The organism is Chitinophaga polysaccharea (assembly GCF_007829335.1).
GTDB classification, from domain to species: Bacteria; Bacteroidota; Bacteroidia; order Chitinophagales; family Chitinophagaceae; genus Chitinophaga; species Chitinophaga polysaccharea_B.
In genome coordinates this window covers 150155-175564 of record NZ_VIWO01000004.1, presented here as the reverse complement: position 1 = coordinate 175564, position 25410 = coordinate 150155, and the positions used below count along the sequence as shown (strand labels likewise).

Genomic DNA, 25410 nt, shown 5'->3' with positions numbered 1-25410 from the left:
CACGTTATCTCCTTCCATATTTACGAATCAGGTAATACACGATTCCGAGCGATAACAGGATCACGAGGATGCCTATCCAGCCCGCCAGTGGAGACGTTTTCACCGTCATCCGGAAAGTGGCGTTGCTGTTCACATTGTTATTCTTAACGGTGAAATTGGTCACGTAGTCACCTGCAATTGTTTTATCGGGCACATGCAGCGTTGCTGTAACATTTTGTTCTTTTCCCGGCTCCAACCTGTCTATTTTGGCGGGTTCAAAAGTGGCGCTCCACATGGTAGGCGCTTGTGCCGCCAACTCCAGGCCTTCCAGTGGCAGGGTGCCGGCATTTTTGACGGTTAATTGAATCTGTTTGTTGCGGCCCTCTGTGACATCGTCGCTCAACCGCCCCGATGGCGTGGTTAATTCAACGCCATAGCTGCCAGTAACCACCGCTTCCAGGTCAACGTGCAGGGTATCTCCGGCTGTCACTGCCGCCACCGGAATGGTATATTTCCCCGGCTTCACCAGTGGTGCAGCGGCAATTTCGATGGAAATATCCTGCGTTCTGCCGGAATCCATTCTCAGCCCGGCTACCTGGCTGCCTTCTGTACGGAATAAGGCCGTCCAGCCCTCCGGAGCAGATGCCACTAATTCATAAATCTGCGTATGACCGCTACCGTTATACAGGCTACCATTGTACCGGAAAGGTTCTTTGGCAGTAGATGCGATGTTGATCAGCCTAACGGTGAACGCCGATTTCGCTTTACCAGCGGGCTTCTGGGCATGAGCCGGCGCCATAAATGCAAAGAAAGAAAGACAACAAAAAGCAATAACTAAAACTCTCAGATAATTAAATAACACTGACATGATTGAAGGTTGATAATTAAAATATCCAGTTGGTGAAAAATAAAATGCCGTAAGCTGTCCCCATGCTGCGGGAATAGCCATATCATGTACAGGATGCTCTGGCCACGGCTAAAGCAACACTATGGAATATCGGATGTGGGAAGTTAGCTAAACAGATGGCCCATCCTTTTGAGAGAGGAAGGCATGCAGCGATTGTACTTTAATCGTATCGGGAATAATGGTGCTGGTAAGAAACGTGGCCTTGGTGCCTGTTGACTTTTGTGCGACTGTTTTTTTGCTTTTAAAAATGCTCATCATGCTAAATGAAATTGAATTGATTAAAAACAAGATCAAATAGGAATATACCTTGCTGTAAATCGTGGTGTTTTTATTGACGTTTTTCAACACCAAAATTTTCTGACAACAGCGATAAGCGAAAGTTAAATGTTCAATTGTTATAATAATGTTAAAACCATACAACTATTCATAGCCGGCCAATACAGCGCTTTGTTGCTATTCTTTACAATCACCTGTCCGGGGTGTCAGGCATAATAACAACATAATAATGGCCGCTACGATAACAAGCGATATCAATGCAAAATCGCGTCCTAAATGTCCCGCATCAGTAGAGCGGCCCAGGAAATCGGTAATCACTGCTCCTGAAAATACACCTCCCATGTTCATGAGCCCATATGCGGTGGCCCTGCTCTTGGGAGGTACAAACTGGCAGAGGATGGGCATATTGTTGGCATCGAACATACCAAAGCCAACGCCAAAGCAGAAGGCTGCAGCTACCAGGAAAACGGGGGCATTGCCCAGCCCCAGGAACAGTAACGCCGGCACGGTGAGGCTCAACCCAATGGCGCTGGTATAAAGGCGACCTTTCAGATTGCGCTGTATCCAGCGGTCCGACAATGGGCCACCTATTATTACACCCATAAAACAAGAAATGGCGGTGGAAATAGTGGCCAGTGGTCCTGCTTCACTCATGGGCACCTGCAATGATCCGGCGAATAGTGTGGGCAGCCAGTTTTTAATTGCCCAACCGGGGATGCTGGGGATGGAAAAATACAGGAAGATAATCCAGAAAGGCAGGAGCGACAACACACCTTTTATACCACGGAAGAACGGCGTTTTTTGGTCAGGTGTTCCAGGATCGGCCACTGGCCGGCATTCACGGAGGAACAGGATCAGCACCAGCGAATAAGCAATACCGATCAGGCCAAACCAGTGGAATGTTTGCTGCCAGGAAAATGCGGCGGCAATAGTAGCCCCAAAGCCTCCCAAAGCCTGCCCCATATATAATCCGGTCATATGAATGCCCACCGCCAGCGACCGTGTCCCCGTGTTGTGATAGTCGGCAATCAGTGATAGTCCGGCGGGAATATATAGTGCCTCGCTGATGCCCATGATGGCCCGCAGCCAATACAATTGATTAAAACTGGTAGCATATCCCATCAGCAAAGTAACGGCAGACCATACGAACAAACTGCCTACAATGAGGTATTTCCGGTTGACCCTGTCGGCAATGATGCCCGACACCGGCGACATCAGTCCGTAGATCCACAGGAAAATTGCCATCAGCCTCCCGAAGTTGGTAGCGCTTTCCAGCGCCGGTAGCTGTTGTTGAATGGCCGGCCGCATGGTAGCCAGCATCTGCCGGTCGAGATAATTCAGCAATGCTACAAACCACAACAATGCCACTACAATCCATGGATAATACTTACCGTTCTTCATAACCTTTACTTGTCTGTTGAGTGATGTCAACGTAATATTTTAGTGGCTGTTAATACGTGTGGTGTCCGGGTGCCCGGCCTTACCTCTCCTCCCGGTAATACCAGCATGCCATTCCAGTCGACCAGCGTAGTAGTAACCGGCGCCCAGTAGCTGCCATTAGGATTAGCAGGTGCATCAGCGTTATGCTGTGTTGCCATGCTACCCTGTAATTCCCAGCGATCACTCACGGTATTATAAGACAGGATGGCGTCAGAAAAACCGGGATGATGTTCCCGCAACTGGGCTGCCTGGTCGGCATGCTTACCATCATCCCCACCAAAAATGGTGAGTTGATGAACCCCTGTTTTCCAGGCGGGTGTGGGCGCCGCCACCACAGGTGCGGGCAAGTCGCTCACCCGCTTCCAGCCGGCATCTGGCTGATAACGATACGCATCGTTCAGGTAGCTTCGTTTGCCATGTTCCAGTGCGGTACCGCTAAACAGGTAAAAATCGGGTCCGTCGGTTCCCGCCACTGCCAGCATGCGCGCCGGGCCAGGCCAGGATGGTAATTGCTGCCAGCGGGGAAGCGTGTCTAACGTAGAAAGATCCAGCATATAAAAATCATTCGCCGCCGCCTGGTCAGCAGGTACATGCAGTCCACCGGCAACGTATATACGATTCTGGGCCATGGCCCCGCAAGTATTGGCGAGTGGTGTGGGTAGCGCCGGCAGCGTATCTGTTACAATCTCTCCATGCTGCCAGCGGAGCCGGAATACATCGGGATAATGTCCATCGGCATTACTACCCCCGATACAGATCAGGCCTTTGCCGTCGGAAACGGAAACACCATACCCCAGTGACCGCGGCAACTTACCGGCCAGCTGCCACTTCCCACCAGGTTTATCCAATATAAAGATATGATCATACCAGGTTTTCTTTCCGCCATTCCAGGGTGTACCGCCATTGGGAAAATTGCTACCGCCGGCCACTATCAGCGCGCCGTTCGATGTGCCGGCAAATGACCCCGCAAACCCTGTAGGATCGGGAATCGGCGGCAGGGTGTCCCAATGTAGCGGGAGCAATGGTGCTCCCGCCCCCGGGTTGCTACAGTTTTCGTGCATCAAAAAAGATAAAGCCATTATTATAAAAAAATATTTGTGCATGCTTTCTGCTTATGCCGTGGTTACATTTTCCAACACTTTAACAAACCCAATTTCTCCGAGATAGCTGTTAATTTCTTCCACCTGTGTGCTATCAAGTGCCTGCAACGGCAGGCGGCAAGGCCCCAGGTCTGTGCCCAGCAGTTTCATAATCGCCTTTTGCGCAGGAATAGGTGAATGCCATCCCAGGCATTGAATCATTTTTACCGCCTGGTATTGCAGCTCCCTGGCCGCAACGATATCGCCATTATTGAAAAGCTCCATGATCCGCAGGTACAAAGGCGTCGCAAAGGTGTACGTACTGCCAATGGCTCCTTTTGCACCTACCGACAGCGCCGGCAACAACAGTTCATCATAACCGAAAAGGATATCGAACTTACCGTCTTTGTAATTTAAGCAGGCCTGGTACTCATGCAGGGTAGCAGCCGTATACTTGATACCGGCCAGGTTGGGTATGCGCGATTCTCCCAGCTGCAGGAATTCCAGCGGATTCACCGCTACGCCCGTAATCGCAGGAATATGGTAGTAATAAAACGGCAGCAATGGCGCAGCCGCCGCAATTTCCGCCATACAATCCACCATGATACGGGCGGAACCTGGTTTAAAGTAAAACGCCGATACGGCGGAAATAGCATCTGCGCCTGCCTGCTGTGCATGCGCCGCCAGTCTGCGCGCCTCCGCAATGGACGCATGTCCTACATGCACCATGACCAGGCAGCGTTTGTTCACGGCTTTCACATAGGCGTCAACGGTAGCCATACGTTCTTCGGTAGTCAGGTTCGGGCCTTCTCCATTGGTACCACAGATAAATACGCCTTTGATACCCTGGCTAACCAGGTTATCGACGAGGCGTGGTACCAGTGAAAGGTTAAGGGAACCGTCTTCATTAAATGTGCTGAACGTAGCAGCGATCAATCCTTGTACTCTCATGGGTTATACTTATTTTTTACTTGTTTGCTGCAGCCACTTCGTATTGAATTTCTTTAATACCAGGCTATAGTTGAATCCTTTGTTTTGTTGTGTATTTGTTTCATAAAGACAGTAAATCGTACCATCCGGACCGGCAGTCATATCGCTGTAGCCGGCAGGCCCACTGTCCAGTACCTGGTGCACGTTCCATGTATTGCCATCATCAAAAGACACGCTGGCGGTAAGGTTGGCGCGTGGCTGTTTTTCAATATTCCGGCTGTCGGGATTAACAAAAACCAGTGCCGGTTTACCTTCCGGACGCCAGTCCTTTATATTCACAATACTGGCCATGCAGGTAGGGTCAAACAATGCTGACTCATATCGCACCGGGCTCCAGCCGCTGATACCATCTTTGCTCTCGCTGAATGCACGGCGTTTCACCGGAGCAGGGTTACGCATACTCAGCAACACCCGGTGATCTGATAATTCTACCGGTTGACTTTCACTCGGGTTGGGCATGCGGGCAGAAGAATCGGCCACTATAGCGCCGTTGTGCCAGGTTTTCCCGTGATCATCACTGTAAACGGTGGCCACACAGGAAGGGCCATGGCTTCTCCTGGGTGTGAGCTTGCGGGAATTGGCCAACCAAACAGCCGCCAGTAACCGGCCAGAACTCAGTTGTATACCATGACCAGGGCCAGGCGCCAGCACATTCCAGTTGTATGCCGGCTTAAACTGATCGTATACCGCGGTGATATTTTCCGGCTGCGACCAGCTTTTCCCGTCATCTTCCGACCGGATATACCATGCTTCTTTATAATCTTTCTGGTATAGCAGGTGTACTACGCCCTTGTCGTCGACAATAGGCGTGGGATTTCCTGCAGGTCCCTTACGGCAGGAATCGAGTATATGGATCTGACTCCAGGTCTTTCCTCCATCGGTACTGCGGCGCATCACCAGGTTCATATTCGCCCAATCGCTGGCAGTTCCTATCCTCGCCTCGCAAAAGGCCAGGAGGGTTTGTTTTGGCGTCAGTACAAGGGCAGGAATCCTCATGGATGCGTATTGGCTATCCGGCTCAAATACAACGTGTGATTCACGAATGATATGATCCGCAGCGGTGCGGGTAGTGCGGCAGCCGCCTGCCACAGCAATGGCGGCGATCATCAAAAGGCAACACCTGATCTTTATTATTTTCATCTTGTCGTGATTAGTATTATTTATAACCATCTGTTTGTGTCATATCCGGGTTGTTGGCCAATACCGTGGTATTCACCGGCCAGAACAATGGCGTGGTTTTACCCTTCAGATTGGGTACGTAGTTGTATACATCAATGATGCCTGCTTTATGAAAGCGCACGAGATCAAACCAGCGTTTGTTCTCAAAGAATAGTTCGCGGCCACGCTCATTCAGGATCTCTTTCTCCAGCGCTGTCTTCGTCATATCCCCTGTATATGCCTCTACGCCGGCTCTTAGCTTTACATTATCCAGGTATTTTTTACTGTTATTTAAATCATCCAGCGCTGCATAGGCTTCTGCCTTCAACAAATATAGATCGGCCAGGCGATAGATGATCAGGTCGTTATCGGCATACCGATCGTCTGCATATACTGTTCCGGGATATTTAGTGATCCAGCTGATTTTTGGACCCGAAGCGTACATATCAGCGATCCAGGTGTACGGAATGCGCTTGTCGGCCGGGTTGGTAAACAACGATTTCGACAAGGGGCTGATTTGGTATGCACCCTGGCCATTGGTCGAATTTTTCACATATGGAATCTGTTCCTTGTTGATAGCCCCTTCCAGTATATCTTTAAAAGGTAAGGCATTCTTCGCGTAGTTGCCACCGGGTGTTTCATCTTTATTGTAATAGGCAGCCATCAATACTTCGTTGTTAGCCGCAGCCCGTACACCCGTTACTTTGGCAAAATCGGGCTGGAGTGATACGCCGGTACTTTCTGCTTCTGTGATCGCTGCCACTGCGGCCTGCAAATCTGCTGGCCCGCCGCCGGCCACGCTGGCCTTCCATAACAAAGCATCGGCTTTCATGGCCATCACACTGCCATAGGCAAACCGGTATTTGGTAGGATAGTTTGTTTTCGAAAAATCGGTCATCCCTGTAAACTGCGCCGTAGCTTTGTCCAGGTCGCTGAGCACCTGCGCGATCACTTCTTGTGCGCTGGCCCGTTTATGCAAGATCACATTTTCATCCGTGATAGCTTCCAGCACAATGGGCACGCTACCGAATACACGCAGCAGGTGAAAATAAAAATAAGCGCGCAGGGCCAGCGTTTCACCCACTATCTTCTTTTTCAGATTGGGGTTAGCCGCGAACGCAAAGTCCTGGATCTTATCCAGCAGGAGATTACAGTGTCCAATGCCGCGGTACCATTCGGAATAATTAACCGCACCGGAAGACGGTGAAAGTGTTTGCGACCAGGCCACCGTGAAGCGGGAATTGGTAGCAGAAATCAGCTCCTCGCTCCTTTCGGTACCATAGGTAACGTTGTTGGCTATACTACGCATTACTGTGTAGATCCCTACTACATTAGGTTCAAAGTCGCCTTCATTGCGAAAGAACACCTGGTCTGTAATCTGCGATTGTGGTTTCACGTCCAGCAGTTTGTCGCAGCTGGTAAACAGCAACGCCAGGAACATTATATAACAGCTAGTCTTTTTCATACGTTAATTTTTTAGATGATAGGAACTGCATCAGAACCGGAGGTTGGCGCCCAGTGAAAATTGTCTCGGCCTGGGATAACCACCGGGATCAAACCCGCTATAGATATCAGGATTCAGCCCTTTATAAGCTGTCAGGTATCCCACGTTATAGATACTTCCAGAAATATTGAGGCCGGATACCCGGATGCGTTTGAGGAGGGCGCCGGGCAGCTCATAAGAAAGCGTGATCTCCCGTAGTGCCAGGAAGTCTCCTTTTTCATACATCACAGATACATCTGAGTTATAACTGCTGTTGTTTCCCAGGGTGGCATTGCGGAGGTAGTTCCGTTGCCCGTAATCGTAGTCTGCAAAGGAAAAGCGGGCATACTTTTTACCTTTATCGCCCTGCTGCTTCCATACATCATCTGCCAGTGCCTGCGCCGGAGCGCCTTCATTGAAAGCGCGGCCCTGGCCCATAGAGCGGGCCAATGCACCATTGCTGATCATATGTCCCAGGGCATAATCCATGTTAATGCGCAATGAAATGCCCTTATAGGTGAAGGTATTCTGGAGGCCACCCATTTTATCGGGATTACGGTAACCGATGAACACCTGGTCTTTGGTATCAATTACCCCATCGTTGTTAACGTCTTCGAAGATGAAATCACCACCACGCTTACCTACTTTTATACCTTGCGGAGAAGCCAGGTTGTCCTTTATTTTGGCATTCCAGGCGGCGGCTTCTTCATCGGTGGCAAATACGCCCAGCACGTGGTAAGCGTAAATGGCATAAGGGCGTTCTCCTACGGCCAGTCCGCCGGCTTCTACTTCTTTACCAGCAGCTTTATCGTAGATGATATCGCCGCCCTGGCGGTTTTTAGCGCGACCATTATCCGGGAGATCGGTAATGGTAGTTTTGTTAAACGCGAAGGTAAAATTGGCGTTCCAGGTGAACAACTTCGTTTTGATCACCGTACCGCCTACGGCTATCTCGATACCGCGGTTGCGCAGCGAGCCATTGTTATAGGTGATATCCGGGAACGGTGCTTCCGATGGCAGCGGTTTGGTAGTTAGCCTGTCTTTCGTGAGCTTACTATAATAATCCAGCGAGAGGTTCAGGCGATTATTGAAAAATCCTGCATCGAGTGCAATATCGGTGGTGACGGTAGATTCCCAGCGGAGCCTGGGATTGGAAAGTCCTGCGCGAACAATGCCTGAGTTAAGGGCATAGCTGGCGGGGTTGTAATCGCCATAGGTATCTGCAATGCTAAGGCCGCTCAATCCCGCTGCGCCCCAGCTGGCGCGCAGTTTCAGACTACTTACCTTACGGCTGTGCCAGAAACGTTCCTGGTCTATGTTCCAACCGGCGGAAATGGATGGAAAGAATGCGTATTTATTACCGGGGGCAAAGTTGGAGAATCCATCATAACGCAGGGAGCCTCCTAACAGGTAACGCATTTTATAATCGTAGCTGAACTGCCCAAAAATGCTGGCTGAGCGGCTTTCTCCCAATCCTGTACGGAAGTCGACCACGTTGCTGACCACCTGGCCGTTTATGATGGTGGTAGGGTCTTCCTCTATCGTATATACGTAATCGTTAGCCGCCCGCTGTGACCCCATGTCTTTTTCGTGGTTGGTATTGCGGGTGAAGTTCATCCCGGCCAGCGCGGAGAAGTGGTGATCACTATGTATGTTGAAATCGTATTGCAGCACCTGGTCCAGCATCAGCTGCCGGGAGGCGTTGGTATAGTCGTCTTTCCAGCGCAGCATGGAAGGCTGGATTTCGTCGGATGGTGTAGCCTTGCGCATAAACAACTCTGTGTAGTCTTCCAGCATATAGGAAAGAGACGGGCGCCAGTGCAGTCCTTTAACGATGGTAAGATCAGCGCCCACGCGGCTTACCAGCCGTTCGGTATTGGTGCGCATATCGTCGTATTTCAGCGTATGAAAGCGATTACGCACCGTATAAAGTTCTCCCGGGGCCGGATTGCCATCATCTTTATAAATACGGATCAATGGCGTGATACGGATAGCGCGTACCAGGTCGTTCTGGTAGGCATCCACGTAATTGGGTATCACGTTCTGATAGTTGATCATGAATTCGAGCCGGAGGTTGTCCGATGCGCGGTAGCCGAAGTTGCCGAGGGCATTATAACGTTGGTATCGGGTACCTACCAACACGCCTTTCTGGTTGGTATAGCCCATGGAAAAATTATAGTCGGCTTTGTCGGTACCACCACTGAGCGTTACGTTATCGGTGTTGCTGATACCGGTGTTCCAGAGCATGTCCTGGTAATGGTTATCCGCAAACAGGAGTTTGGTGCCCGGGTTAATGGGATCGTCCATGGTTTGCCAACCGTGTGCGAGGAGATTATCTACATAAGCTTGCCCTTCTACCTGCACAATATTGTCGTAGAGCGCCGTGAGATAAGTACTTTTCCCATACTGGCCTTTTTGGGTAAATTTTTTCGTACCGGCAGAGAAGCCGCCGTTATACAACAGGTTGTTTTTGTCGAGTGCATCGCTGGTGGCGGCAACGGTGGTACGTGCCAGGCGCAGGTATTCGGCCGCGCTGAGGTAATCGTAATCCCTGGCTTGTGTTTCCCAGGTAGTACGGTGATTGAGCGTAACGGTGGATTTTGTATTCAGTTTTCCCCGCTTGGTTTTTATCACGATTACGCCATTGGCGCCCCGGGCGCCGTAGATAGCGGTGGAAGCTGCATCTTTCATTACCTGCAGGGATTCGATATCGTCCGGGTTGACGTCGTTGATAGTACGGAAAACGCCATCTATTACCACGAGTGGATTGGTACCTTCTACGCTGCCCAGCTGGGCGCCGTTGTTGTTGCCGAGGCCTGAACCATATACATTGGGCTTGGTACCGCCGCGGATAATAATGTTGGCGGCGCCTATGCCTGGTTGTCCCTGGTTGATAGGAATAGAAACACCAGCCACCTTGCCCTGCATGGCCTGCACGGGATTAGGATTAGGGTTGTTCTTCAGTTCAGCTACGTCCATTTTAGCAATGGCTGCGGTATTCTTTTTCACCGATTGCTCCGTATAGCCGACTATCAGTACTTCTCCTAATTGAGAAGAAGAGGTGGCCAGTGTGATGTTGATGAACGACCGGTTGTTGACCGGTACCACCCTGGCGGAATAGTTCATCATGCGGAACAACAGGGTGTCGTTACCAGAGGGTAACCGTAATGTAAATTGGCCGTCGGCGCCGGTAGCGGTACCTGTACCTGTTTTTCCTTTTACCGCTATGCTTACTCCTATCAGCGGTTCATGCGTGGTAGCATCTTTTACGGATCCGGTAACAGTAAATCCGCCATTCTGGCCAAAGCTTTCCTTTACCCCCGATAATAGCAGGAGGCAGCAACAAAGTTTTAATAACCTCATTTGCGCGAGTTTAAATGTGATGTATAGGTCCTTTTTTCACCACAGAAACAGATATGCGCAGACACGCATTATTCCTGAACGTGGAATCCAAGTCATTTCATAACGTAAAAATAGTATTAGTAGTTATGTTCTACATAATAAATGTAGGAATTGTTTTTTGATTTCAAAATATTTCCGGAAAAATTTCCGGGGCAAAAAAAAGCGGCGCAGGAAGCGCCGCTGTCAATATGGTGTATAGCTGGTGAACTCAGGGTTTGCCTTTCTGCTGTTGCAACCGGTCGAGGTGTGGCTGCAGGTGCGCCTGCATCCCTTCCTTGAAGTCCTTCACGGTGCCTTTGCGTAGTATTTTAACCAGGTCCTGGTGAGAAACTTTACCGGCAACGCTCTTCCTGTTCTCTAATTTCATTACATAGCCGAAAACCGGCAGCAGGAGGTTCTGGAAACGTTTCATCGTTTCATTACCGGTCATTTCATATAATTTACCATGGAAAGCAATTTCATTGCTGATGCGGAAGTTCTTGTCCTTCACTTCCCGGGCCACGATCTCGTCCAGCTCATCCAGGTCGGCGGGTGTTTTACGGAGAAACAGCAAATCAGCAATACCCATTTCCAGCACCAGCCGCAATTCAAACAGGTCTTGTAGTGTGGATTCGTCCATGATCTCGGGGGTCAGTACCTTTTCAAAAGTGCCCACGATATCGGGATTTGAGATGACCATACCGGTCTTTTTCTTCGTTTCAATGATCCCCAGCATTTTGAACCGGCTGAGCGCTTCCCGTACCACATTCCGGCTAACGCCCAGCGCTGCGGCCAGTTCCAGCTCCGTTGGCAGGGGATCACCCGGCTTAAAATTCTCTTTTGCAAAATATTCGCGCAGACTGGCTTCTACCCTTTCCGCCATGGACCTGGAAGCGATTGGCTTAATACCGTTGACCATTGGTTTCATTTTTGTACTACAATTGAACAAATTTACATAATTGCCGAGATTTTCAAAGCAGGCGATATTTAAAATAAGTTACCGGATAATCTGTCGACGACAGGAAAGGTTCGCAGCAAAGAGGTGATAAAATGTATTTAAACAAAATACCCTGATACAAAAGATCAGGGTACTTATTAATCGAATTCCAAAATGCTCCTGTGGGTAATCAGCTATTCTGGTAAGGGTGCTAAATGGCTGTTAAAAGGAACTGGTTGTTCATGTTCCAGCATATATAATTTCCGGAAAACTACCGTATGTAAAAATAAAATGGTAGCCGGCGCAAAAGCCGGGAACCAAACAAACGGGAAGATGGTCATTTCCCGGAGGTTACCATTAGCGCCAATCAAAACAGCCACCGTAAGCAAGTTGATGATATCCAGTATACCAAAAATATTCCAGGCATATACGGCCGCCTTCCGCCAGGGATGTTTATTAGCCACCATCCTGGCCACCGGTAGCGCTAAAATAGCGGTAATGATATCTCCCAGGTCGGCCGAAAAAGCAAATTTTGCTGGCAACAGGCGATACCCGTACAATATGATAAAGAAGATACCGAGTATCCGGAATACATGCACTGCAATGAGCGACTCCAATGTAATAGACCGGAGCAATGTTTTAAATAAACGGGTATTGCCAATAAAACCAAACAGGATAACCATCAGCGGAAAACCTGCCCACACCATTACTTTAGGCGGTATGGCATCCACATCAAACACACCCATTAGGGCGAATACTGACACATAACTGAGATAGGCTACATAGAAGATGATAATACCGAGCTGGATATTTTTTGCTTTCTGCGGCGTCATACCTGCATTTAGCGCCGCCTGCTTTACTGGTTTGCTGATAAAAATAATGGAGTAGAGAAAACCTGCAATAAATAGTACTATGGCCCAAAGCGGCATGGCCGATACGTAAGTTTCCATTTGACATCGTTTTAATGATACCACAAAGGAAAATCAAATATCCGTGCTTCCACTTCGCAAATGTCAAGAAATCAGGCGGCAATTATTTTTTAGCAAACTCTTTCCTGATCCGGCTCAACGACGTATCGGCGATGCCCAGGTAAGAGGCGATATATTTTAAAGGTACCTCCTGGAAAATTTCCGGGCTTGAACTGATCAAACGGCTGTAGCGTTGCTCCGCCGTTTCCTGTAACATCGACAACATTCTTTCTTTTAGCTGGCTGTACTGCTCCACGATATTTAGCCGGCCATACTCGCGGAATTCAGGGATAGTGTGGAAGTTGGCCTGCATATCTTCATAGGTCAGGTACCAGGTTTCACAATCAGTAATGGCCTGTATGTACTCCTTTGCAGGATCTCTTTTAAAGAATGAAAGCAGGTCGGCCGCAAAAGTATGTTTCACATAAAATGCAGTGGTTACCTCGTTACCATCGAGATCGTAGGTATAGGCCCTGAGTGTACCACTCTCAATGAAATGTGTTTCGCTGCATACCTTACCTGCCTTCAGCAGATATTCATGTTTGCCGATTTTCATTGGCTGGAATTTCTCTACCAACTGCTCTGCTTTATCCCGGCTCATGGGTAAGATTTTCCGGACAAACTGCATTAAATTATCCTTATCCATTACTTATTGTGTAGGTTAGCTGTCAACCTGGATTCAATTTGATACGTAAAAGATACTGAATTTACGGCAAGTAAGGTGGCACCGGGTTACCCGCTATAATTTCAACTTTAACCCGCCATTGACTACAAATCCATCCAGCGGAGCATAAATATCCCTGAACACCGGATGTGTTACCGTACCGGTATAGATAGTATCAAAACGGGTTTGCCGGGTATCGAGATAATTTTCAAAGTTCAAGAACAGGGAAAATTTTTCCCAGAGCTTTTCCGCCATAAATCCACATATCCAGTAAGGCTTACCGGTGCTACCATCGGTAAGCGACTGCCTGCTGTAGTAGTAGGCCTCCAATCCAACTTTCCACTTTTCCTCCTTTTCATACATCAGTACATTATTCAGCCGGTGACGTGCCGTAAGCGGGTTTTCACGGATGATGCCATTATCATTCAACCTGGCATCGGTGAAAGTGTAGCCGATGAACAGCTTAAAGTCGCCATATCCAAATTTGACATTTGTTTCCCAGCCTTTGGTATCAATAAATCCTTCCACATTTTCCAGCCGATAGAGATTTCCAGGTACTGTACTCAGCAATAACGGGTGGTTGATACGGGTATAGAAGAATAGCTGGTTTATGCTGAAACTCATTTTATCATCCAACAGGGATGTCTTGTAATTCAGGTCGAAGTTAGCGCCATAAGACCGCTCCAGCTTATTGACATCAGCATTGATGGGTAGTACGGATTTATACTGTATACGTTCTGTTTCTTCCGTAAATATGGTAGGCGTTTTATAGCCCAGCCCCCCGCCTATCCGGGAAGACCATTCCGGAGAAATTTTAAACAGGGCGGAAATACGGGGAAGCAGTACCAGGCCGTAATCGATCACATAGTCGCTCCGCAAACCTGTTTCCACCTGTAACCAGTCGCTGGCCTTCCAGGTATTTTGCACAAAGGCGCCCAGCGTACTTTGATGATAGTTGCGCTTAGGCAGGGTATCGGTGGGCCATTCTTTAAAATTATCGGTGTAAACATTGATGCCGCCTATCCAATCCATACTTTCCCGTTGCCGGTGATAGGTGGCTTCTGAGTAGGTAGACCACTGCTGCCCATCAAATACATAACCGGGAATAGATATTATCCGTTTAAAACTGTTGATGGAATTTTTAACGGTAATACTGCTTCCTTCACTGAAATCGTGGTTGAATGAAAACTGGGTTGAGAAGCGGTTACTTTTATTTTTCTCATAGTAACTATGGGTGCTGTCACCATGGCCCCTGATATACAGGATATCACCGCCCGTTCTGTCTTCCGTAATATAATTGACGCCCAGGCTCATCTGCGTTTTAGGATTAAAATAGGCAAACAACTTCGGGTTAAATACGTACCGTTCAAATTTTGGTATAGCAGTAAACCCGGTGCTGGATGGATCATAGGCATTGCTGCTGTTCCGCGATGCAAAAACGGTCACGCCTACTTTGTTGAACCGTTGGCCGTAAAACCCGTTGAGATCCAGGCCACCGGCAGAGGTGCCGTTGATAAGCAACCGCAGGTCCCGCTCTTCGGTGGGCACTTTTGAAACAAGGTTGACCAGGCCGGCAATGGCGCCTCCGCCATATAAAGTAGATGCAGCGCCCTTGATCACCTCCACCTGTTTCAAATCCAGCGGAGGCGTTTGCAGTAATCCCAGACCTCCGGAAAAACCTGCATACAGGGGAAACCCATCTTTGAGAAGCTGTGTATACCGGCCATCGAGCCCCTGGATACGGATACTGGAATTGGCCGAAGTAGCAGATACCTGCTGTGTTTGGATACCAGTGCTTTCGTTGAGCATCATACGTATATCGCCAGGCTTCATGTTTCCCTTCTCTTCCAGCTCTTCTCCGGCTATAAACTCAACGCGGGTGGGTATATCCCGGATACTTCTATTGCTGCGTGTAGAGGAGATGACTATTTCCTCCATTTCTTCACCTGCATGTTCCAGGTAAATGGTGATGGTATCGGAAGGTAATGGGAAGGAAAAAGTATCAGCTCTCTCCTGGTATCCAATATAGCTGCAGGTAATAATTTGCCTGCCATTGGGAATACCGGTAATCGTAACAATCCCATTGTGGTCTGCTTTATCACCTTTGCCGGTACCTGCAAGCAGGGCAGTAGCTCCCGGCAGGGGAGATTTGCTGTCGGCGTCTTTTATCAATGCGGTGAACTTATTTTGTGCCAGGCATACCTGGACCAGGCTTAATAATAATATCGTGCTGAGCGTCTTAAACATTGGGCTGTTAATGTAAACCAGTTAATGAGTGTATGAGCTGCGCCGGCGGCGCGGTATATCAGTGGGAGCAAATATAGTGATGATCCATTTGCCAGGCAATTGTATTATCATTTTATCAAGTCATTACTTGTCAGTCCGACTCAATCCCTGTCTAAAAATGATTCATTAGTTTTGAATGGCAGATAACTAAAGGGTTTGCTTAACGAGTTTTAACCAAAATAATAATGACATTAGATCAACTTCGAACAGACTTACTAGACCGATTTACAGCCGCACTTGACGAATCAGACCGTATTTGTGAGAAAAAAAAGGCAATTGTAATGACGGTATATTCGGATGGAAATCGATATGATATTTCAAGATATCGTGATGGTGTCATTCCCGCCCACGGCGCTTTGCTGACCGAACCTCCGGAAACAAATCCATATACTTATGGGCTCGATGCCGATGGCAGACCATGCTATAGCCGGGCAGAGCATACCTGGAACAAAGTCTACTGGGAGGGATTTTACCACTTTAGCGACGCTGCTATTGAATACATAGAATTCGAGCTATCATCCATGAAACCGGTAAAACTGATACGGCTACTATTGGAAAATGGCCGCAAGAAAGGGTTTCAGTTTCTACAGCTGAATGGACTTACATTAGGAAGGCAATATGAGGGCCTATCGCCCCGGGAAATTGCCGAACAGTTGCCAACAAATGAAATTTGCAGCCTATCTCTATATCATTACGAAAACAACCGCATTACCCATGCTGACTGTTGGTCTTCCTTTCCGGGCAGCGGCCCGGAAAATCACCAGGAAATATACACTTACAATTCATCAGGCGAACTGGAAGAAATTAATGCGGTTGACAAAGATCTCAAGCGTAGACCTATCTTTGTAACATCTTCTGAACTCACTATAGAAGAATTGGCAGATCAACTGGCAGCACAGATTGGCCAGGTCATTGGAGATACACTTTCTCAGGTAGCATTCGATTCGCCTCTTGCCATTGTTCAATTAAATTACCGGGAAATAAGTTCCTATCATCCCTATCTTATGGTAGTTACGGTTGAAGAACAGGAGGAAATTTTAAAGGAGTCTTCTTATAGAGAAGACTTGCTCGTCGATCTTTTTATCTCTCCAGCCAACCATATACCTACATTACCAGATTCGTATGAGCGGTTGTTCGTTGCATTCATGAACCGGGTGAAGGATACTAACAACTACTATGCAGCCACCAGGATGATTCGCAAGGTAGCCAACATACTTACCACCGAAAAACTCTATGGCAAAGTTCCTGTTTCACCTGGATTTATTGCATTTTCAGTCGATTGGAGTATGACACCAGACAATAATGAATTGGCGGAAATAATGCTGGAATGTGGCATGTCTACGGAAACATTGGCTAATTGGCAGCAGAAGGGAATTTTCGTTCAGGACAACGTCTAGTCACTAACATATAATGCGAGGCCCTGGATTCGGATGAACCCAGGGCCTCGCATTAGCTCTAATTTATTACCGTTGGATATTAGAAGACGACGTAATAGTCACATCTGCAAATCGCCAGGCGTCGTCAAATGTTTGCTTCACCTGCTGCGCTTCGCCATTTTTTTTCTGAGAGATCAACGAATGATATAGCCCAATTAATGCCCATCCATTCTTTTTCCAGCTTCGCAGATCCTCGCGGTATACCTGTTCCGCATCCCGGTATTTTCCGGCATCCAGGAGTGTAGCGCCCAGGTAATGTCTGACAGAAAAGAACCAATCAGGCGGTTCATTATAATTCAGGTTGTCTTCTATTGCTACCGCTGCATTGAGTAAGGCAATGGAGGTATCTGCCTGGTGTTGCTTTGCGGCTATTTGAGCAGATAATACTTTCACTGCTATTTGTACCAGGTCGGCCGTGGTGTTGATATTCCAGATGGTCAGGTGTTGGAGCGACGTATCCCCTGCCAGTGTTTTCAGGCGGCCCAATTCCTGCTGTGCTTCCCCTATTTTGTTCTTTCCCAGAAATGCCATGCCCCGCGCATAATGCCAGATGGCCTGCGGATATACCAGGTCCTCCCCCGGTGCAGGAATAGCAAGGATGGTATCCCACATCCCGAATTTCACGGCCACGTAATAGGGGATCGTGTAGTAATGCTGTAGTGTACCCTATTCAGGTAAGCGCATGATATCGGTTGCCGTATGTTGCTGTAGCCTTCCAGCGTAGCCGTAGCCGCCAGGAAATGTCCTTATTTGCTGGTTTTATTTCCTGTAAACGATAAGTTTTTCGAAAAGAATTGCAGCATTTTTTCTTCAATCCGTTTTCCTACCCGATTGATATGGTCGCCATCATAAATTTCGAATGAATGCGCAATACCATATTTGTTTAACTCGCCATCCAATTTTTCGATACTCTCCGCAATGCCTTTGTCCTTATCTCCGGCGTCGAAGGCCACTGCTTTTAACTTCCTGATGTTATAAATATATTGATCCAAATTATTCAATGGAAGATTCGCATCCCATTTATGCAGCACTTCTGGCCGCAAGTGGCCATCTTTCACCGGAAGATCCAGGTAAAACGGCGGATTTGCCGGGTTAGGCGACCATGCAGCCGCCGAGGCAAAGAGCGCTTTGGTAAAAAAATCAGCCTTTTTAAAGGCTTCGATAGTCTTGATGCTATCTGCGCGAAGAAACTGCGAAGTCTGCGCCGTTACCGGCCCTTCAGGGGAAGCCATGCAACAGGGGCTCAGCAGGTAAACCGCTGAAAAGACATCCGGGTTCTTTTCGCCAATCCGGAAGGCGCCATAACCACCCATAGAATGACCGCAGATGCCCCTGCTTTCCTTTCCCGGAAGCGTACGGTAATGGCTGTCGATATAACTTACCAGTTCCCGGGCAACAAAGTCTTCCCAATTCCCTGTTGTAACAGAATTGGAATACATACTGCCCTGAAAAAGCGTATAGGCATCGGGGGTAACAACGATCATTTCATGAACCCGATCTTTGGCAAATACGGTATCCAGGATAGCAGGCAGCGTCATCCAATGTTGCTGGAATCCATATACCTTGGCATCGTTGTCTGTATAACCATGCAGAAAATAAACAACAGGATAGCGTTTCTTACTTTCGGATTGATAACCGGCAGGTAAATAAATGGATATATAACGGTCGGCGCTATCGCCACTAAGATTTCCTTCCAGTAGTTTACTGTGAATTTTTATCCGTTGTACCGTACCGTGAGCGTTTTCTTTCTTTTGTGCGAAGCCGGGTATGGTAGATAATGATACCAGGCAGCAGATGACTAAACTAAAGATAGTTCTGTTTTTGATCATAGTAGCTGTAATTAGGGGATTTAATCAGCTTGGGTAATATCCAATTAATAAGCCTAAATTTAAATATTAAACGTCATCTATACAATAATAATTACTACTTTTTCTGTTCTTCGTCAAACCGAACCTGCACAAATCACTCCTATTTTATACCTTCATATTATAGCTACATATTCACTATATGAAAGATTTACACCTTACTACGCTATTAAGTACAGCCGGCGCCCTTCGCAATGCCATCAGTCAAAAGCTGCTCACGGGAGAGGCATTGGGTTTCGATGAGTACCCGGGCATTGGGCCTTTGGATGATGGTAAAAAGAGAATTCAATATTTGCGTGGACTCATTTTTGACAATGGTATGGGTAACCTCTACTCTTACCGTAGTGATGCCTTTGAAATCTGGCGTCAACTACAGCAACGTTTACGGGATTGCCCGGTTGATCGCGTAGTTATCTGGGCTGGCGGCGACGGCAATGACTATGTGTTTGTACGTATGGTTTGCTGGTGGTTAAAAGCTGCGGCGGTTGCCCTTTGGGTAGTGCAACCGCCTCCACATTATGGAAACTATAGCCTTTATGTTTACAACGATAGGGAGCTGGCTCCATATATTACGCAGGCCAGGCAACTGGATACCGCCACACGGGACGAGCTGGCAGCCGAATACGAAAGGATTGTGGCCCGGCCAGAACTACTGCGGGAATGTGACGAGAATGGTCAGCTACTTTTTCTCGACCTGTCTACACATGATAATGAGATTTTAGAATACTGTCACCCAACACGATGGAGATCAGCCGTGCGGATTGTAGGGCAAACAATGGGACTTAGCCATCCCCGCAACCCGGTGAACGAAGTTTTAGCCAGCGGAAGGATTAAGGCACTTGTGGAGGCGGGTAAATTAAAGGCAAGAGGAAATATCACTTCGATGAGGGCGTTTGAAGTGAAGCGTTCCGGCGCCTGAAATCCAATAACATCGCCACAAGCCTTCTTCTTACCCAGCTGGTTTGAAAATAAAACAATCATCTGCCATAATAGTCATGCCCTTATTTCCCCTTGCGGATCAACCCTATCAATCCTTTATTTTCAATAATGATCATCCCATGGCGATCTGTGGTAATACCTGTTTTCAGCTGATAAGTATACCTGTTCGACACTGGTTTCTCCAGGGAGGAATGAAACAAACCATCGATGTCAATGATATTTTTATACCTGGGTAATGCCCGGACGTAACAGAACGGCCTTGCTCGCGCCACAGTAACCACAGAAATATATACATCAAACTGGTAGATGATGTTTATCAGCATCCTCATCTCTTCCTGGCAGCCTGTTCTTAGCTGGTAATCATATTGTACCAGCTTTAATGGTGGTATCTTCGTGGCGTCCGCTGCCTGGCGTGCGAAAATAATGCGGACCACTGTTCCGGGATACCCGGCAAAATATTCAGTCGCTGGTAGCAAGATCATAAATTATTGTCGTTTATACAAATAATTTATACCAATTGTTGTGTTGCTGGAATTTAAATTATCATTTAAATTTATAAAGGCATATAGAAGTACAAATAATCCTAATCATGAATGCCTGCAAATAATACACATACCGGTACGGTTAAGCCCGGCGGAAAGGTCCGGCTTTCATACTGGGTATGGACAGTTATCTTCATTGTATTTGCCATTGTACTTGTCGCCCATTATCTCCCTGAGATCAAAAAAGAAGTATTGCTGCTTGAGAGGGTGAAGATATATTGGTTAGTGATAGCCGTATGCTGCCAGTTATTAACTTATTTATTTGCAGCTGTTGTTTATGGTATTTTGTTGAAGGCCCACAAATTACAGCAGCAGCCTTCAATATGGGAACTTATTAAAGCAGCAGTTATTGCCCTGTTCTTTAACCAAACAGTTCCCTCGGGTGGTATTAGTGGCAATACTTATATTTTCAGATTTCTGCAAAAATTCAAACTGTCTGCAAGAGACAGTGTCAATTTGATTGTCACAGAAATGGTTTGCTATTATGCAGCCATTGAAGCTTTGGTCCTCCCGCTTCTTCTCTTTTGTTTATTATTTTATAAGTCGCCCCATGTTATAAAGATTGTCCTGTTTGCAGGCATTGTGATCTTCCTGTCTTTAAGCACGCTTATATTGCTCGCAGGCAAACAAAAAACGCTTATGAGCATTTACAAAAAAATTAAGAAAATAAAATTTATAGGCAAGAAGTTGTCGCCCGATTTCTCACGAGGTGGGCAATCGCAACACCAATTCCTGAAAAAGGAACCCAGGAAAGTTGTGAACGCCGTAATATTTCAACTCCTGGTACTGGCAGTTGATAGTTTAACGGTATTCTCGCTATTTTGGGGTATGGGCGTTCAAATATCGCCCCTGGTTGTTCTCCTGGCTTTTATGTGTACCAGGATCATTTCCATCTTACCTATATCGCCTGGTTCCCTTGTCGTTTATGAAAGTGGCATGGTTTACTTCCTGGTGAGCCTGGGAGCGCCGGTAGGGACTTCCATCGTGGTGACGCTACTTTACAGGCTTCTTTCCTTTTGGTTGCCGATGCCGGTGGGTTTGATAATGTACAGAAGAGAACTGCATAAAAGCAGCTTGAATCAAAATAACTAATGTAATAGCGATCCAAAATTGGTATGGACCCGCGCAAGATTGTCCGTATTACGGCATATGTAAAAAGGCTTCCCATCAGGATCTGAAATAGTTTAAGCGGAGAGGCAAGCCCCTCCGCTTAAGTAGCTAATTCGTATACTTCTCTTTCAGGATCGCCCGCTCCTTTTCGCCAATACCCAACTCTTTCTCAAAGAAATTTTCTACCGTACCATATTTACCTTTAATAGCGCTGAAAAAGTTATGCAGTAGTTCCGGTTTCAGTTCTAATGCCTTGCGGATGGTTTCTTCATCGAGACCAGTATTTTGCTGCAAGCCCTGGAACATTCGTTTATTCATCGGCAACAGATATATGTTGCTGGCGGTAAAGTCGGCCTCAATGGTTTGCTGCGGTACGCCCAGCGCGTAGAGGAACAACGCAGTAGCCATACCGGTTCTGTCGCGGCCACCGGTGCAGTGATACATGATGGATTCATTGACAGGGAGCACCAGCAGTTTCTGGAACAAGGGTTTATAACGATTGCCCAGGTATTGGGTATTGCCGTAAAACTTCTCCAGGAAACCACCTTTCTTAATGACTTCTGCCATTTGTGCCACCCCTGGGAGACTATCGCTTCCTGCAGGACATAAGAGATAATCTGTTTCGGGCAACAAATGATCCGGCGCCGCAGCGGCTTCTTTCACGCCACGGAAATCAATCACCGTATGAATATGCTTTTGCTCCAGCACCCGGAGATCCTGGTCCGTTAAGTGGCTTACATCAGCAGAGCGGAATACTTTTCCCCATGCCACTTTCTTACCATCGTTGGTGGTATATCCTCCCACATCGCGGAAGTTCACCGTTCCCTGCATGTGCACTACCCGTTGAGCGCTATCAGCTAACTGGGCGAAAGTTGCCCCCGGTATGGCCACTGCCAGTACCAAAATGATTCTTTTCATATTAAATTCTTTATTTTTTGTGAGATGATTTATTTGATGATATCCCAGCGGATGCCGGCCTGACCGCGACCCCCGTACCACTCTTCCGACGCAATACGGCGTTTGTCGCCCATATAGGTTTTCAGTGGCTCGTTGGTGATATTATTCAGCTCTGCAAACGCCCGTATTTTGGAAGTGATGTTAACAGTGGCAGAAGCATCTACAGTAAAATTCTTATCCGTCCAGATATAGAAATCCTTACCTAGTTGCTGGTTAATGGTTTCTACTGAAGCGCCCCTATAGTTGCCTGCAATGCGGATCATGACACCTTTGCGTTCATAAAACAGGATACTGTTAAAGAGATGACGCGATTGGTTAGGAAGGCTCGTTTTATCCGTGAGCTTATTTCCGCTTACCGTTCTGGGCACCTCTACAGTTGAACTGATGTACGTATAGTTCAGCTCCGCGCCTAAGCCACTGAGTATGCCCGGCAGAAAATCGAACCGTTTGTTGATGCCCGCTTCCAGACCCACGAGAGAAGCATTATTCAGGTTTTTCGACTGTGCTACCACATAGTTCACACCATTGTCGGTATAATATTGCTTATCTGCAAAGATCACGTTGCTGACCTGCTTATAAAAAACACCTCCCGAAATAAGACCGATATTTTTAAAATAGTATTCGCCCATCAGGTCGAAGTTATTGGAGAAAGTGGGCTGCAGATCGGGGTTTCCTTTGGTAATGGTTACATTGGAGCCGGTATTGTCTACCGATTCTCCCGGGGTAAGATCTGTGAAATTAGGGCGGATGAAGGTACGGGTATAGGCGGCACGAAGATTTGCCTGGTCATTGATACTGTATTTAAGATGCAACATCGGCAACAAGGCATTATAGTTATTCTTCACGGTAGCCTGCGTAATAGTGGTTTGCTTCGGTGTTCCTTCTGTTGTAGCTTTTGATCCATGCAGGGTGAAGGCGGTATATTCATTTCTTACACCGGCAATCATTTTCAGTTTATCAGTAACATCCACCTCTGCCATTGCATAGGCTGCCGCCACATTTTCCGTACCGGTGTAAATGTTAGTAGCATTGGATTTCGGGGTATAGTCTGCGAAACCGTTTTTGCGCAGCGCCGCCGTATCGTATAAATCAAATAATTGTTGTTTAGTGAGCGGGGTAACCATGAATTGGTCGTAATTACCTTTCAGCCCTTTGAAGAAGCCATCTCTCACGGGGAAGTCGGTGGTTTGCAAGCTACTCAGCGGCAACAGGGCTGGTGAATTCGGAATGCCCAGCGTTGCTCCCGGCAGGTATACGATGTTGGAGCCATACATACCGGTGCGGTCTTTATGGCGGTATTTAGCACCGAACTTCAGGTTTATCCTGGAAGATGCGCTTACCTTAAAGTTCAGCTGGGCGGTTTTGTCCTCTTCCTTTGTATCCAGTTGCGCAATAACCAGCTGTTGTAACGTGAGCTTTGAAGGATCCATTACTTCTCCGTTATTTTTAATACCGGCATCAAAGTGCAACGGATCGCCCCCTGTCCCATTGGGCGAATCGAAGCCCCAGTACCGTTTTCCATCTGCAGAGAGATTATTAAACCCTCCGGTTATTTTCTGTCGGAAAGTAGCAATGGGTAATCCTTTGTTATTGTTGGTAGGCGGCGTTTCCAGGAAATATTTCGTATAGTAGTCGCTGATAGTCCAGTCTATTTTTACTTTGGGGGACAGTTGATGTTCACCGCCTAGTTCCCCGCCGTTGAGCACTGTCTGGTAGTAAGAGTAGCGGTAATTATACTGATAGCGGCTGTTGTTGTAGTCTACATAGGATTCGTATACCGGGCGTATATCATTGAATTTATCCATAAGTCCGCGAAAGAATACCTTATTGGCGGAATTGAACTTATATTCGAGCCCCACATTAGCCCCATAGGTCTGGCGTTTTCCCATATAGCGCTTGAGCATAGCAGTGCTGAGGGATTTCTGCTGAGCAGGATCGGGCAAAGCGGTATTATAGGCCACTTCAAAGGCATCCGTTCCCCATTGACGATCCCAGATAGCCCCGGCGATCATCACGCCCAGCTTATCCTTGAAAAAGCGGTCGCCATACACCAGTGAGGCATTATAGGTAGCATCTTTCGAAAAGGTATTATACCCACCAGCCGCGCTTACATTCAGGGTTCTTTTAGCGGGGGCTGTGCGGGTAATGAAGTTAATAGCGCCTCCGATAGCATCGCCTTCCATATCGGGCGTGATCGCTTTGGCCACCTGTACATACTGTATAATTTCTGAGGGTACAGCGTCGAGCACCGAGTTACGGTTGCCAAGTACATTGGCGCTGGGCAGGCGGCTGCCATTGAAGAGGGTCGACGTCCAGGCGAAAGGCGTACCTCTTACGGTGGCTGCATCGGCCTCTCCATGGTAGCGGGCCACTGCCACGCCCTGTACACGCTGCACCGCCTCAGCCGCATTGCGGTCCGGCAGCTTCCCGATGGCATCGGCAGCGATCACGTCCATGATAGCAAGCGAGTTTTTTTTAATACTCAATGCTTTTACGGTGGAAGGCGCCATGGTTCCTTTTACCAGTACCTCTCCCAGCCTACCACCCGTAGGTACAAGGACGATGGTCCCGGCATCGTTGATACCAGTTTGCAGGTTCAGTTCCAGGGTTTGTGTTTCATGTCCAATATAAGATACCAGCAACTTTATCTTGCCGGTGGCATGTACGTTTAACGTGAATGCACCATTTAGATCGGTAGCTGTACCTTGTTTGTTGCCGGCGGTTTGTACAGATGCGCCGGGCAGATGTCCTTCTCTTCCGTTGACAATTCCCTTGATCGTTTGTGCCTTTACCGTTACTGCCATCACCAACAGGAGTAGTAATGTGCAGCAATAGCGACGTTCTAATGGTATAAAAATGTGATCCATGTGAAGGTATTTTTCAGCAAAAGTGAACATTGCTGACCATGTGCCCGACCACGTCCAACTACTGCTACGTGTATACGTATTTTCCGGTTTAAACGTACTTACTTTTGTTGAAAATCAACACCTTAACTTGTATTACGAAATCATTA

The 25410-nt window shown here is 47.5% G+C and carries 20 protein-coding genes; 3 read left to right on the top strand and 17 right to left on the bottom strand.

All coding sequences use genetic code 11. From position 1 onward, the window contains the following. Positions 1-4 precede the first annotated feature (4 nt). The 12 genes from FHW36_RS15380 to FHW36_RS15330 form a co-directional block, all read right to left on the bottom strand. Positions 5-847, bottom strand: a complete 843-nt coding sequence (locus tag FHW36_RS15380; RefSeq protein WP_145670453.1) for a COG1470 family protein — start codon at positions 845-847, stop codon at positions 5-7. 147 nt (positions 848-994) lie between these two features. Beyond that, on the bottom strand, positions 995-1144 hold the full coding sequence (locus FHW36_RS30550; RefSeq protein WP_186452468.1) for a hypothetical protein: 150 nt from the start codon (positions 1142-1144) through the stop codon (positions 995-997). A gap of 195 nt (positions 1145-1339) precedes the next feature. Then, positions 1340-2563, bottom strand: a complete 1224-nt coding sequence (locus FHW36_RS15375; RefSeq protein ID WP_145670452.1) for an MFS transporter — start codon at positions 2561-2563, stop codon at positions 1340-1342. Positions 2564-2589: 26 nt separating this feature from the next. Beyond that, positions 2590-3681, bottom strand: a complete 1092-nt coding sequence (locus FHW36_RS15370) for a kelch repeat-containing protein (protein ID WP_246121162.1) — start codon at positions 3679-3681, stop codon at positions 2590-2592. Between the two features lie 33 nt (positions 3682-3714). Then, positions 3715-4632: a dihydrodipicolinate synthase family protein gene (locus FHW36_RS15365; RefSeq protein ID WP_145670450.1), complete on the bottom strand. Its 918-nt coding sequence runs from the start codon at positions 4630-4632 to the stop codon at positions 3715-3717. Positions 4633-4641: 9 nt separating this feature from the next. After that, positions 4642-5811 (bottom strand): sialidase family protein, encoded by a 1170-nt coding sequence (locus FHW36_RS15360; protein ID WP_145670449.1) that lies wholly within the window; start codon positions 5809-5811, stop codon positions 4642-4644. 16 nt (positions 5812-5827) lie between these two features. Continuing rightward, on the bottom strand, positions 5828-7294 hold the full coding sequence (locus FHW36_RS15355) for a RagB/SusD family nutrient uptake outer membrane protein (RefSeq protein WP_145670448.1): 1467 nt from the start codon (positions 7292-7294) through the stop codon (positions 5828-5830). Between the two features lie 30 nt (positions 7295-7324). Next, a complete protein-coding gene (locus tag FHW36_RS15350) occupies positions 7325-10675 on the bottom strand; it encodes a SusC/RagA family TonB-linked outer membrane protein (RefSeq protein WP_145670447.1) in 3351 nt (1116 codons plus the stop codon). 247 nt (positions 10676-10922) lie between these two features. After that, positions 10923-11612 (bottom strand): FadR/GntR family transcriptional regulator, encoded by a 690-nt coding sequence (locus FHW36_RS15345; RefSeq protein ID WP_145670755.1) that lies wholly within the window; start codon positions 11610-11612, stop codon positions 10923-10925. Positions 11613-11824: 212 nt separating this feature from the next. After that, positions 11825-12580 (bottom strand): hypothetical protein, encoded by a 756-nt coding sequence (locus tag FHW36_RS15340; protein ID WP_145670446.1) that lies wholly within the window; start codon positions 12578-12580, stop codon positions 11825-11827. An 82-nt stretch (positions 12581-12662) separates the two neighbouring features. Beyond that, positions 12663-13244 carry a Crp/Fnr family transcriptional regulator gene (locus tag FHW36_RS15335; protein ID WP_145670445.1) on the bottom strand — a complete coding sequence of 194 codons (582 nt, stop codon included), beginning with the start codon at positions 13242-13244 and terminating at the stop codon, positions 12663-12665. A 93-nt stretch (positions 13245-13337) separates the two neighbouring features. Next, positions 13338-15509, bottom strand: a complete 2172-nt coding sequence (locus FHW36_RS15330) for a TonB-dependent receptor (RefSeq protein ID WP_145670444.1) — start codon at positions 15507-15509, stop codon at positions 13338-13340. A 224-nt stretch (positions 15510-15733) separates the two neighbouring features. Between FHW36_RS15330 and FHW36_RS15325 the strand changes: the two genes are divergently transcribed. Beyond that, positions 15734-16945: a hypothetical protein gene (locus tag FHW36_RS15325; RefSeq protein WP_145670443.1), complete on the top strand. Its 1212-nt coding sequence runs from the start codon at positions 15734-15736 to the stop codon at positions 16943-16945. A 66-nt stretch (positions 16946-17011) separates the two neighbouring features. Here the strand turns inward: FHW36_RS15325 and FHW36_RS15320 are convergent, their stop codons facing one another. Continuing rightward, positions 17012-17614, bottom strand: coding sequence for a tetratricopeptide repeat protein (locus FHW36_RS15320; protein ID WP_145670442.1), 603 nt, complete (start codon positions 17612-17614; stop codon positions 17012-17014). Positions 17615-17730: 116 nt separating this feature from the next. Further along, positions 17731-18813, bottom strand: coding sequence for an alpha/beta hydrolase (locus FHW36_RS15315; protein WP_145670441.1), 1083 nt, complete (start codon positions 18811-18813; stop codon positions 17731-17733). A gap of 178 nt (positions 18814-18991) precedes the next feature. On the opposite strand from FHW36_RS15315, the gene FHW36_RS15310 reads away from it, so the two are divergent. Beyond that, entirely contained in the window at positions 18992-19768 is a 777-nt protein-coding gene (locus FHW36_RS15310; protein ID WP_145670440.1) for a DUF3658 domain-containing protein, read from the top strand. An 82-nt stretch (positions 19769-19850) separates the two neighbouring features. Here FHW36_RS15310 and FHW36_RS15305 read toward each other — a convergent pair whose 3' ends face one another. Beyond that, a complete protein-coding gene (locus tag FHW36_RS15305) occupies positions 19851-20270 on the bottom strand; it encodes a hypothetical protein (protein WP_145670439.1) in 420 nt (139 codons plus the stop codon). A 111-nt stretch (positions 20271-20381) separates the two neighbouring features. On the opposite strand from FHW36_RS15305, the gene FHW36_RS15300 reads away from it, so the two are divergent. Then, complete coding sequence (locus FHW36_RS15300) at positions 20382-21422, top strand: lysylphosphatidylglycerol synthase transmembrane domain-containing protein (RefSeq protein ID WP_145670438.1); 1041 nt, start codon at positions 20382-20384, stop codon at positions 21420-21422. 126 nt (positions 21423-21548) lie between these two features. On the opposite strand, the gene FHW36_RS15295 is transcribed toward FHW36_RS15300, so the two are convergent. Both FHW36_RS15295 and FHW36_RS15290 read right to left on the bottom strand, forming a co-directional pair. Next, the gene (locus FHW36_RS15295) at positions 21549-22358 is read right to left on the bottom strand and encodes a tyrosine-protein phosphatase (RefSeq protein WP_145670437.1); all 810 of its coding nucleotides are present in this window, start codon (positions 22356-22358) and stop codon (positions 21549-21551) included. A 29-nt stretch (positions 22359-22387) separates the two neighbouring features. Beyond that, positions 22388-25264: a TonB-dependent receptor gene (locus FHW36_RS15290; protein WP_145670436.1), complete on the bottom strand. Its 2877-nt coding sequence runs from the start codon at positions 25262-25264 to the stop codon at positions 22388-22390. Between the last annotated feature and the right edge of the window lie 146 nt (positions 25265-25410).

Excerpts from the sequence above, each read along its gene's own strand:
- FHW36_RS15330 (WP_145670444.1), bottom strand. The coding sequence starts at position 15,509 with ATGTTTAAGACGCTCAGCACGATATTATTATTAAGCCTGGTCCAGGTA.
- FHW36_RS15340 (WP_145670446.1), bottom strand. The coding sequence starts at position 12,580 with ATGGAAACTTACGTATCGGCCATGCCGCTTTGGGCCATAGTACTATTT.
- FHW36_RS15295 (WP_145670437.1), bottom strand. The coding sequence starts at position 22,358 with ATGAAAAGAATCATTTTGGTACTGGCAGTGGCCATACCGGGGGCAACT.
- FHW36_RS30550 (WP_186452468.1), bottom strand. The coding sequence starts at position 1,144 with ATGATGAGCATTTTTAAAAGCAAAAAAACAGTCGCACAAAAGTCAACA.
- FHW36_RS15345 (WP_145670755.1), bottom strand. The coding sequence starts at position 11,612 with ATGGTCAACGGTATTAAGCCAATCGCTTCCAGGTCCATGGCGGAAAGG.
- FHW36_RS15305 (WP_145670439.1), bottom strand. The coding sequence starts at position 20,270 with ATGATCTTGCTACCAGCGACTGAATATTTTGCCGGGTATCCCGGAACA.
- FHW36_RS15290 (WP_145670436.1), bottom strand. The coding sequence starts at position 25,264 with ATGGATCACATTTTTATACCATTAGAACGTCGCTATTGCTGCACATTA.
- FHW36_RS15375 (WP_145670452.1), bottom strand. The coding sequence starts at position 2,563 with ATGAAGAACGGTAAGTATTATCCATGGATTGTAGTGGCATTGTTGTGG.
- FHW36_RS15350 (WP_145670447.1), bottom strand. The coding sequence starts at position 10,675 with ATGAGGTTATTAAAACTTTGTTGCTGCCTCCTGCTATTATCGGGGGTA.
- FHW36_RS15300 (WP_145670438.1), top strand. The coding sequence starts at position 20,382 with ATGCCTGCAAATAATACACATACCGGTACGGTTAAGCCCGGCGGAAAG.
- FHW36_RS15315 (WP_145670441.1), bottom strand. The coding sequence starts at position 18,813 with ATGATCAAAAACAGAACTATCTTTAGTTTAGTCATCTGCTGCCTGGTA.
- FHW36_RS15365 (WP_145670450.1), bottom strand. The coding sequence starts at position 4,632 with ATGAGAGTACAAGGATTGATCGCTGCTACGTTCAGCACATTTAATGAA.
- FHW36_RS15310 (WP_145670440.1), top strand. The coding sequence starts at position 18,992 with ATGAAAGATTTACACCTTACTACGCTATTAAGTACAGCCGGCGCCCTT.
- FHW36_RS15380 (WP_145670453.1), bottom strand. The coding sequence starts at position 847 with ATGTCAGTGTTATTTAATTATCTGAGAGTTTTAGTTATTGCTTTTTGT.
- FHW36_RS15370 (WP_246121162.1), bottom strand. The coding sequence starts at position 3,681 with ATGGCTTTATCTTTTTTGATGCACGAAAACTGTAGCAACCCGGGGGCG.
- FHW36_RS15325 (WP_145670443.1), top strand. The coding sequence starts at position 15,734 with ATGACATTAGATCAACTTCGAACAGACTTACTAGACCGATTTACAGCC.
- FHW36_RS15335 (WP_145670445.1), bottom strand. The coding sequence starts at position 13,244 with ATGGATAAGGATAATTTAATGCAGTTTGTCCGGAAAATCTTACCCATG.
- FHW36_RS15360 (WP_145670449.1), bottom strand. The coding sequence starts at position 5,811 with ATGAAAATAATAAAGATCAGGTGTTGCCTTTTGATGATCGCCGCCATT.
- FHW36_RS15355 (WP_145670448.1), bottom strand. The coding sequence starts at position 7,294 with ATGAAAAAGACTAGCTGTTATATAATGTTCCTGGCGTTGCTGTTTACC.